This window comes from Nocardiopsis halotolerans DSM 44410 (assembly GCF_000341065.1).
GTDB lineage: Bacteria > Actinomycetota > Actinomycetes > Streptosporangiales > Streptosporangiaceae > Nocardiopsis > Nocardiopsis halotolerans.
The window spans coordinates 29,384-39,280 of the sequence record NZ_ANAX01000162.1 but is presented as its reverse complement, the minus strand read 5'-3'; the positions used below and the strand labels follow the sequence as shown (position 1 = coordinate 39,280).

Genomic DNA, 9,897 nt, shown 5'->3' with positions numbered 1-9,897 from the left:
CAGTCCGACCCCATCGGCAGCGGCTCGGTCCGGTAGGCGGGCGGCTCGTCCGCCGTCCCCTCCGCACCGGGGTCCACGCCCTCGGGGCTCTGCGACTTCACGACGTCCACACGGGTGGGGCTGCCCGGCTGGGGCAGGAACGCGTCCACCAGCACGTAGCCGAACACCGGCCGGTGCGCGGCCCGCTGCGCCGCGCCCACCGCGCCCAGCAGGGGACCGGCACCGCCCTCGGCGACGAGCGCGGTCGGCGCGTCGGGCGCGACCAGGCGGTTGACCTCCAGGCTGGCCCGGGCCACGTAGCGCGCCGCGTGCGGCGGGACCCCGTCACCGCCCACCTCGGGCCGGACGGCGGTGAGGCCGCGTTCGGGCAGCCGGTCGGCCAGGTCGGGGAAGCGCGTGGGCGCGCCGAGGGTCGGGGGGAGCAGGACGGCGATCACGCGGAGGTGCCTCCCCGGGTCTCGTCGCGCACCCACTCCAGGTAGGCGGGGTTCCCGCCGGTGACGGGCACGGCCACGACCTCGGGGACGTCGTAGGGATGGACGCCGCCGACGTGCGCGACGAGGTCGTCCAGACGGTCGGCGGCGGTCTTGATCACCACCATCCACTCCTCGTCGGCCTGGACCCGCCCCTCCCAGCGGTAGAAGCTGGTGATGGGACCGCTCACCTGGGCGCAGGCCGCCAACCGGTGCTCGATCACCGACCGCGCCACCCGCTCGGCGCCGTCCCTGGTGTCCACGGTGGTCTCGACCCGAACGGTGTTCCCCGACTCCGGCATGGCCGCCCCCTCCGACCGGGCGACTCGGTGCGCTTTCCGTCCCGCCCGGTGTTCTAGGCTCACTGATCATGAGCGAACGTGATGAACTCCTGCGTCAGATCAACGATAAGGCGGTCGTCCGCGGGAAGGTGACCCTGTCCTCGGGTATGGAGGCCGACTACTACGTCGACCTGCGCCGGGTCACCCTGGACGGGGAGGCCGCGCCGCTGGTCGGCTCGGTCATGTTGGACAACGTCGCGGACCTGGAGTTCGACGCGGTCGGCGGCCTGACGCTGGGCGCGGACCCGGTGGCCACCGCCATGCTGCACGCCGCCCACGCGCGCGGGCGCAGGCTGGACGCCTTCGTGGTGCGCAAGGCGGGCAAGGCGCACGGCCTCCAGAAGCGGATCGAGGGGGCCGACGTGCGCGGACGGCGCGTCCTGGCGCTGGAGGACACCTCGACCACGGGCGGTTCGGTGCTGACCGCGGTGGAGGCGCTGCGCGAGGCGGGCGCCGAGGTGGTCGCGGTCGCGCTGATCCTGGACCGGGGCGCGCGCGAGCGGATCACCCGGGAGGGCCTGGAGTACCGGGCCGTGTACGGGGTGTCCGACCTGGACGTGTGACGGGCCGGGAACGGGTCGCCGGATGTTTCGCGGGTGTACCGGGACGGGCGCCGACGGCCCGGCCCCGCGACCCCCGGATGTGTTTCGACGGGGGCGGGAACCCGGTTCCGCCCTGGCGGAGGCCGCCTCAGTTGCCCTGGGCGTCGATCGTGAAGCTGAAGTCGGGGCCGCGTTCGGAGAGGTCGCGTTCCTCGCCGTCGACGAAGACCTCGACCGCGCCGGGGTCGCCGATGGTGACCTCCAGGCCCTTCTCCGCGGTGGGGTAGTTGACCGACTGGCCCTGGGTCATCGTGTCGTCCATGAGCACGTCGCCGCCGGGGACGCGGACGAAGACGTCGCTCGACTCGCCGATGACGCGGATGTACAGGACACCCATGTCGCTCGTCTCCTCGCCGTCCGCCGAGGTTCCGGAGGCGTTGGCGCTCACGCTGGTGCCGGGGAGCGACTGGTACAAGAAGAAGCCCCCGAGGGCCAGGAGCGTGACCAGGAGCGCGACGGCACCGACGATGGCCATCACCTGGCCAACGCCGCGAGGATCGTTCCTATGCCTTCCCACGGCGTTGAATGTAGCGCGTATCACGACAAAAAGCGACAGCAGTCATCTGGAAGCACCCGGATTCGCACAATTCGGTCACAATGGGAGTGGAAGGCTCACCCTCCGTCGATCCGGGGGCGCGGAGCCCGGCGCTCCGGCTCCATCATCTGCGGCTACGTCGACAACCCCGGACAATTTGGTCTAGACCTTTTCAAGGGCTCCGGGTATTCGGGATACTTGGGTGACACCTGGTGGACACACCCGGACGCACGGCCCGACCCGAGGGCCACACCCCCCGAGGTCCGGCTCCACCGGGCAACGCACGTGGGGTGCCGTCGGCGTGATACCGGCGGCCGCTCGCTCCAGGCCGAATCCAGGGAGAGTCAAGCATGCCCATCGCCAGCCCCGAGGTCTACACCGAGATGCTGAGCCGCGCGAAGTCCGAGGGCTTCGCCTACCCGGCGATCAACGTGACCTCCAGCCAGACTCTGCACGCCGCCCTGCGTGGCTTCGCCGAGGCCGAAAGCGACGGCATCGTCCAGATTTCCACCGGCGGCGCGGAGTTCCTGTCCGGCGCCACGGTCAAGGACATGGTCACCGGCTCGGTCGCCTTCGCCGAGTTCGCCCGCGTCGTGGCCGACAAGTACCCGGTGAACATCGCCCTCCACACCGACCACTGCCCGAAGAACAAGCTCGACGGGTTCGTCCGCCCGCTGCTGGAGATCTCCAAGGAGCGCGTCGCCAAGGGGCAGGAGCCGCTGTTCCAGTCCCACATGTGGGACGGCTCGGCCGTCGAACTGGAGGAGAACCTCCAGATCGCCGAGGAGCTGCTGGCCGCCTCCAAGGCCGCCCGGACGATCCTGGAGATCGAGGTCGGCGTCGTCGGCGGTGAGGAGGACGGCATCGTCGGCGAGATCAACGAGAAGCTGTACACCACGCCGGAGGACGCCCTGCGCACCGCCGAGGTGCTGGGCCTGGGCGAGAAGGGCTACTACATGACGGCCCTGACCTTCGGCAACGTGCACGGCTCCTACAAGCCGGGCTTCGTCAAGCTGCGCCCGGAGGTGCTCAAGAACGCCCAGGACGCCATCGCCGAGAAGTACGGCCGGGCCAAGGCGTTCGACTTCGTGTTCCACGGTGGTTCCGGCTCCACCATGGAGGAGATCCACGAGGCCATCGAGTACGGCGTGGTGAAGATGAACGTCGACACCGACACGCAGTACGCGTACACCCGCCCCGTGGTCGACCACATCATGAAGAACTACGACGGCGTGCTGAAGGTCGACGGCGAGATCGGCAGCAAGAAGGCCTACGACCCGCGCGCCTACGGCAAGGTGGCCGAGGCCGGTATGGCCGCCCGCGTGGTGGAGGCCGCCCAGCACCTGAAGTCCGCCGGCAACAAGATGAAGTAGTCCCGGCCGCCCACCGGTTCGGTGGTCGCGACGGGTGCCCGGCGGCCGGTGACGGCCGCCGGGCACCGTGCTTCCACGGGATCCCGCGAGACCGCGCGAGGCCGACGGACGGGACGTGGGGGGCACCGGCGCGAGGGGCGACGTGACGGGAATCCCCCGGAGCCCGCGCCGCCCCGGTGGCAGGATGGTGGTCATGAACCTGCACCAGAACCTGCTGAACGAGCCGCCCGAGACGCGCCTGGCCGACAACCCCGAGGCCCGGGAGGCGCTCGCCGCCTCCGACGACCCCACGCCGGTCGCCGCGCGCTTCCCCGAGTACTCGGCGGCGTGGGCCCGGCTGGCCGAGCTGTCCCTGGCCGACGACCAGCCGGTGGCCGCCTACGCCTACGCCCGTACCGGTTACCACCGCGGCCTGGACCAGCTGCGCCGCTCGGGGTGGAAGGGGCACGGCCCGATCCCCTGGGAGCACGCGCCCAACCAGGGCTTCCTGCGCGCGCTGCACGCCCTGAGCAGGGCCTCGGCGGAGATCGGTGACACCGAGGAGGCCGAGCGCTGCGCCACCTTCCTGCGTGAGTCCAGCGCCGAGGCGGACAAGGCGCTCAACGCCTGAGGCCGCCACCACCACGGGTCGTCCGGGTTCCGCCCGCGACGGCCCGTTCGTGTGTCCGGAGGACCCGTCCGCGGCTCCGGGCCCCGTTCACGGCTCCGGAGGGACCCGCCTCGTCCGCGCGGGAACCGCGGGCTGTTCACCGCCCCGCTCCCCGTGGCGCCCCACGCCCCGGGCGTGCGGGAACCGTTTCCGCCCTGGCCTGCGATGGAGGTAAACGGGGGTGGACCATGAGACGCACGTGCCCCAGCGCCCCACTTAACCCGGATGCGCAGGTCGTGTACCCTCAATACGCAACGGCCCCTGTCGCAGCCTTGCGCCAGGGGTTTTCCATGTTCGGGGTCGGAAAAGCCCCGGTCAGGTGTCGAGCGAAAAGGTAGAGACCAATGCCGGCGATCACGCTCGTGGGTGCCCAGTGGGGCGACGAGGGCAAGGGCAAGGCGACCGACCTCGTCGGCGACCGCGTGGACTACGTGGTGCGCTACCAGGGCGGTAACAACGCCGGGCACACGGTGGTCATCGGCGACCAGAAATACGCCCTCCACCTGCTCCCCTCGGGCATCCTGTCCCCGAACGTGGTGCCGGTCATCGCCAACGGCGTCGTCATCGACCCGGGCGTCCTGCTGGAGGAGCTGCACGGCCTCCAGGAGCGCGGCGTGGACACCTCCCGCCTGCTCATCTCGGCGAACGCGCACCTGATCATGCCCTACCACCGGGCCCTGGACAAGGTCAGCGAGCGCTTCCTCGGCAAGGGCAGGATCGGCACCACCGGGCGCGGTATCGGCCCGACCTACGCCGACAAGGTCTCCCGCCAGGGCGTGCGCGTGCAGGACATGTTCGACCCCAAGATCCTCCGCAAGAAGATCGAGCTGTCCCTGCACGACAAGAACCAGCTGCTCACCAAGGTGTACAACCGGCGCGGCCTGGACGCCGAGCCGATCATCGAGGAGTACCTGGGCTACGCCGAGCAGATCCGCCCCTACGTCGCCGACACCGCGCTGATCCTCAACAAGGCGCTCGACGAGGGCAGGACGGTGTACCTGGAGGGCTCCCAGGGCACCCTGCTCGACATCGACCACGGCACCTACCCGTTCGTGACCTCCTCCTCGCCCACCGCGGGCGGCGCGGCGGCCGGTTCGGGCATCGGCCCCACCCGCATCACCAAGGTCGTGGGCATCCTCAAGGCCTACACCACCCGTGTGGGTTCGGGTCCCTTCCCCACCGAGCTGCTCGACGAGCAGGGCGACTGGCTGCGCGACCAGGGCGGCGAGTTCGGCGTCACCNCCCGCCCCCGCCGCTGCGGCTGGTTCGACGCGCCCATCGCGCGCCACGCCACGCGGATCAACGGCATCACCGACTTCTTCCTCACCAAGCTCGACGTGCTCACGGGGCTGGAGCGCGTCCCCGTGTGCGTGGCCTACGAGGTCGACGGGGTCCGCCACGACGAGATCCCGATGACGCAGACCGACTTCCACCACGCCGAGCCGGTCTACGAGTACCTCGACGGCTGGTCCGAGGACATCACCGGAGCCCGGACGTTCGACGAACTTCCCAAGAACGCGCAGGCCTACGTGCGTACCCTGGAGGAGATGGCGGGAGCCCAGATCTCCGCCATCGGTGTCGGTCCGGGCCGCGACGAGACGCTCGAACTGCGTTCCCTGGTCTGACCCGCACGTCTGTCCGCCTTCAACACGAAGAGGCCCCCAGTAGTGAAAGCCCTCGTTCTCGGCGGCGGAGGCCGCGAGCACGCCCTGGTCCGCGCCCTGTCCCTGGATCCGGGCGTCACCAGCATCCACAGCGCCCCGGGCAACCCCGGCATCTCGGAGCTGGCCGAGAACCACGTCCTCAACGTGACCGACGGTCTGGCCGTGACCGAGCTGGCCTCGCGCATCCGCGCGGAGCTGGTCGTCGTCGGCCCGGAGGCGCCGCTGGTCGCCGGTGTGGCGGACGCGCTCCGCGACCGGGGCATCCCGGTGTTCGGCCCCGACCAGGAGGCCGCCCGCCTGGAGGGCTCCAAGGCCTTCGCCAAGGAGGTCATGGAGGCCGCCGGGGTACCCACCGCCAAGGCGCGGGTGTGCAGGAACGCCAGCCAGGTGTCCGAGGCGCTGGACGAGTTCGGCGCGCCGTACGTGGTCAAGGACGACGGCCTGGCCGCGGGCAAGGGCGTCGTGGTGACCGAGGACCGCGCCCTCGCCGAGCAGCACGCCCGCGAGTGCGGGCGCGTGGTCGTCGAGGAGTTCCTCGACGGCCCCGAGATGTCCCTCTTCGTACTGAGCGACGGGCTGCACGCGCTCCCGCTGCTGCCCGCCCAGGACTTCAAGCGCGCCTACGACGGCGACCAGGGCCCCAACACGGGCGGCATGGGCGCGTACGCCCCGCTGCCGTGGGTCCCGGCGGGCCTGGTGGACGAGGTCATGGAGTCGGTCGTGCGGCCGACCCTGATGGAGATGAACCGGCGCGGCAAGCGTTACCAGGGGCTGCTGTACGTGGGTCTGGCGCTCACGTCGCGGGGGCCGCGCGTGGTGGAGTTCAACGCCCGGTTCGGCGACCCGGAGACCCAGGTGGTCCTGGACCGGCTGTCCACCCCGATCGGAGCGGTCCTCCAGGCCACCGACACCGGCGGTCTCGGGAGCGTCGGTTCCCTCCAGTGGAAGCCGGGCGCCGCGGTCACCGTGGTGGTCGCGGCGGAGGACTACCCCGGAGCCCCGGTCACGGGTGACGTCATCGGCGGGCTGGCCGAGGCGAACTCGCTGGAGGGCGCGTACGTGCTGCACGCGGGGACCGCGTGGAAGGGCACGGACGGCGTCACGTCCAACGGCGGACGCGTGCTCAACGTGGTGGGCACCGGAGCCGACCTGCGCCAGGCGCGTGAGCGGGCCTACGAGGCCGTGTCGAGGATCGAGCTGCGCGGCTCGTTCCACCGCACCGACATCGCCGAGCGCGCGGCCGCCGAGCTGTAGTGGGGTGCGGGCACGCCTGGGGACGGGCGTGCCCAGGGCACCCCGATGGGGAGGGGGTTCGAGGCCCCCTTTCCAAGTCCATCACGGACCGGGGCACGTTCCACAGCCCCTTCCCGAACCTGTGGACAACCCGCCCGGCGCCGCTCGGCGGCCGGTGCGTAGGAGAGGGGAAGCCATGAGCGGTTTCGTCGTCAGGCCCGAACCCGTCCGGGTGGAGGGACTCACCCACCTGCACACCGGCAAGGTACGTGAGCTGTACGCCACCGGCGACGGCGCGCTGGTGATGGTCGCCACCGACCGCGTGTCGGCGTACGACTGGGTGCTGCCCACCGAGATCCCCGGCAAGGGGAGGCTGCTCACCCAGCTGTCCCTGTGGTGGTTCGACCAGTTGGGCGACCTGGTGCCCAACCACGTCGTGTCCGACGTCCTGCCGGAGGGCGTCCCCGACGACTGGGCCGGAAGGGCCCTGGTGTGCCGCAGGTTGGACATGGTGCCCGTGGAGTGCGTGGCCCGGGGCTACCTGACCGGTTCAGGCCTGGAGGAGTACCGGGCGGACGGCACCGTGTGCGGGATCGCGCTGCCCGACGGTCTGGTCGACGGCTCCGAGCTGCCCGAACCGATCTTCACCCCGGCGACCAAGGCCGAGGTGGGCGACCACGACGAGAACGTGTCCTTCGACGCCGTCGCCGCCGCGCACGGGGCCGACCTGGCCGCCGAACTGCGCGAACTCACCCTGCGGGTGTACGGGCGCGGCCGGGAACTCGCCCGGAGGCGCGGCATCATCCTCGCCGACACCAAGTTCGAGTACGGGCGTGACGGAGCCGGGAACCTGGTGCTCGCCGACGAGGTGTTCACCCCGGACTCCTCCCGCTACTGGCCCGCCGACGAGTGGGCTCCCGGAGGGCCGCAGCCCTCGTTCGACAAGCAGGTGCTGCGGGACTGGCTGCGCTCTCCGGAGTCCGGGTGGGACCGGGCCTCGGAGGCGCCGCCGCCGGAACTTCCGGAGCACGTGGTGCAGCACACTCTCGACCGCTACGTGGAGATATACGAGCGCCTGACCGGCGACAAGCCCTCTCTGTGACACACCTTCGGCAGGTGATTCGACACACGCGATCACCGCTTCACGCCCGGGAGCGCGTATGGTGGTGACGTTGTGCGCGCCACCGGTACGTCCTGGCAGCCATACGCGCGGCATCCCGGTCTTTCCCGTCAGACGAACACCTCTTTGGCCGTTTGACGGGACTCTATCCACGATCTGCGGGTATACCACGTCCTGGGCCGGTACACGCGAGCTGGTGCTATAGAGTCATCGCGAACACCGGTTCACTGGCCGCGCAGGTCACGCGCATGATGGTCGCAACGTTCCAGGGGAAACCCGCGTCTCATACGCACACAGGCGAAACCCGACGAGGGTGACCTTTTTCCACATCTGCCTCACAAAGGAGCACATGAGCATGGGCCAGGAGGTTCGTTACCGCGTCCGCGGCGGACGCCCCCTCAGTGGAACGGCGTTCATCCAAGGCGCGAAGAACGCCGTCCTGCCGATGATCGGGGCCGCCCTCCTCGCGGCCAGGGGCCGTACGGTGCTGCGGAACGTTCCGGTCATCGAGGATGTCTACCGAGCTCTCGAACTCGCCGAGCACGTGGGCGCCAAGGTCGAGTTCCACGAAGCCGAACGCACCGTCGTCATCGACGCCTCCCAGCTCAACGACCCGGAACGGGCCGTCCTGCCCGCCGAGATCGCGGCCCGCTTCCGCGGCTCCGTGCTCTTCGTTCCGGCGCTGATGCACCGCACCGGCCGCGCCCGTATCGAGGGTGTGGGCGGCTGCAACCTGGGCAGCCGCAACCTGGACTTCCACTACCGGGGATTCGCGCGTCTGGGCGCCGAGGTCACCGAGGACACCGAGCGCAACCACATCAACGTCGAGGCCAGCAACCTCCGCGGGGGTCGCCTCTACCTGGACACCCCGTCCCACACGGGCACCGAGAACCTGATCATGGCCGCGGTGCTGGCTCCCGGCACCACCGTGATCGAGCACGCGGCCCTGGAGCCCGAGGTCCTCGACGTCATCGAGTTCCTGAGCGCCATGGGCGCGAAGATCAGCGGCGGCGGCACGGGCTTCATCACCGTGGAGGGCGTCGAGGAGCTCACGGCCGTCGAGCACACCATCATGGCCGACCGCATCGACGCGGGCGTGTTCGCCATGACCGTCGCCGCCACCGGCGGCGAGGTCAGCCTCGTCGGCGCGCAGCTGGACCACCTGGGCGTGGCCCGCTGGAAACTGGAGCAGATGGGCGTGGGCTTCTCCCAGGAGGGCGCGGTCCTGCACGTCCAGCGCGACCCCTCGGTGCCGCTGCGGCCGATCAACGCCGTCACCTCGCCGTTCCCGGGCTTCGCCACCGACCTCCAGTCGCCCCTGATGGCCCTGGCCACCCTGGCCGAGGGCGAGAGCTACATCCACGAGGCCATCTACGACGGCCGGTTCGCCCTGGCCGACGAGCTCAACAAGATGGGCGCCAAGATCGAGGTGGAGGGCACCCGAGCGATCGTGCACGGCTCCACCAACCTGCGCGGTGCGGAGGTCATCGCCCACGACCTGCGTACGGGAGCGGCTCTGGTCCTCGCCGGACTGGTCGCCGAAGGTGAGACAATCGTGGCGCCTGGTTATCTGGTGGACCGTGGTCACGCTCAGTTCGCGACCCGGCTCGCTGCGCTAGGCGGCGACGTGGAGCGCGTCACCGTCTCGTAGGGAGCCGAAAGCGCAGTTCAAGCCGGGGTGGGGCCCGTATCCCACCCGGGCTTTCGGCGTTGATATGGAAAACGATCTTCTTTGGCCCCGCACAATGGGTACGATCTCGGCAATCATGCCGTGACAGAGATCGGGTCGGGAAACCAGTGGGCGCACATAGTGAAGAGCGTGGAATGGTAGCGGGGAGCAACCCGAGGTGAGTGCCCAGCGTACTGGCGATTTGACGATCGGCGTCATAGGGCCCCATGAGGTGGTC

9 protein-coding genes and 1 pseudogene (1 of these 10 running past the window's edge) are annotated in these 9,897 nt (G+C 70.4%); 7 read left to right on the top strand and 3 right to left on the bottom strand.

Features of this window, described 5'->3' with window-relative positions; all coding sequences use genetic code 11:
- Positions 1–437 (bottom strand): annotated as a pseudogene (locus tag D455_RS30200) (hypothetical protein); it reaches 155 nt to the left of the window's first position.
- Positions 434–775, bottom strand: coding sequence for a divalent-cation tolerance protein CutA (cutA, locus tag D455_RS0112330; RefSeq protein WP_017571032.1), 342 nt, complete (start codon positions 773–775; stop codon positions 434–436). Before cutA ends, D455_RS30200 begins: the two are co-directional and overlap by 4 nt.
- A gap of 68 nt (positions 776–843) precedes the next feature.
- On the opposite strand from cutA, the gene pyrE reads away from it, so the two are divergent.
- Entirely contained in the window at positions 844–1,377 is a 534-nt protein-coding gene (pyrE, locus tag D455_RS0112325) for an orotate phosphoribosyltransferase (RefSeq protein ID WP_017571031.1), read from the top strand.
- Between the two features lie 127 nt (positions 1,378–1,504).
- On the opposite strand, the gene D455_RS0112320 is transcribed toward pyrE, so the two are convergent.
- Positions 1,505–1,891 carry a DUF4115 domain-containing protein gene (locus D455_RS0112320; RefSeq protein WP_017571030.1) on the bottom strand — a complete coding sequence of 129 codons (387 nt, stop codon included), beginning with the start codon at positions 1,889–1,891 and terminating at the stop codon, positions 1,505–1,507.
- A 410-nt stretch (positions 1,892–2,301) separates the two neighbouring features.
- Between D455_RS0112320 and fbaA the strand changes: the two genes are divergently transcribed.
- From fbaA to murA, 6 genes are all read left to right on the top strand, one after another.
- Positions 2,302–3,324: a class II fructose-bisphosphate aldolase gene (gene fbaA, locus D455_RS0112315; protein ID WP_017571029.1), complete on the top strand. Its 1,023-nt coding sequence runs from the start codon at positions 2,302–2,304 to the stop codon at positions 3,322–3,324.
- A 193-nt stretch (positions 3,325–3,517) separates the two neighbouring features.
- A complete protein-coding gene (locus D455_RS0112310) occupies positions 3,518–3,934 on the top strand; it encodes a DUF3151 domain-containing protein (RefSeq protein WP_026122563.1) in 417 nt (138 codons plus the stop codon).
- A gap of 383 nt (positions 3,935–4,317) precedes the next feature.
- Complete coding sequence (locus tag D455_RS0112305) at positions 4,318–5,598, top strand: adenylosuccinate synthase (protein WP_017571027.1); 1,281 nt, start codon at positions 4,318–4,320, stop codon at positions 5,596–5,598.
- Positions 5,599–5,640: 42 nt separating this feature from the next.
- On the top strand, positions 5,641–6,891 hold the full coding sequence (gene purD / locus D455_RS0112300) for a phosphoribosylamine--glycine ligase (RefSeq protein ID WP_017571026.1): 1,251 nt from the start codon (positions 5,641–5,643) through the stop codon (positions 6,889–6,891).
- Between the two features lie 175 nt (positions 6,892–7,066).
- On the top strand, positions 7,067–7,972 hold the full coding sequence (locus D455_RS0112295; RefSeq protein ID WP_017571025.1) for a phosphoribosylaminoimidazolesuccinocarboxamide synthase: 906 nt from the start codon (positions 7,067–7,069) through the stop codon (positions 7,970–7,972).
- Between the two features lie 373 nt (positions 7,973–8,345).
- Positions 8,346–9,641 (top strand): UDP-N-acetylglucosamine 1-carboxyvinyltransferase, encoded by a 1,296-nt coding sequence (gene murA / locus D455_RS0112290; RefSeq protein ID WP_017571024.1) that lies wholly within the window; start codon positions 8,346–8,348, stop codon positions 9,639–9,641.
- Positions 9,642–9,897: the final 256 nt, after the last annotated feature.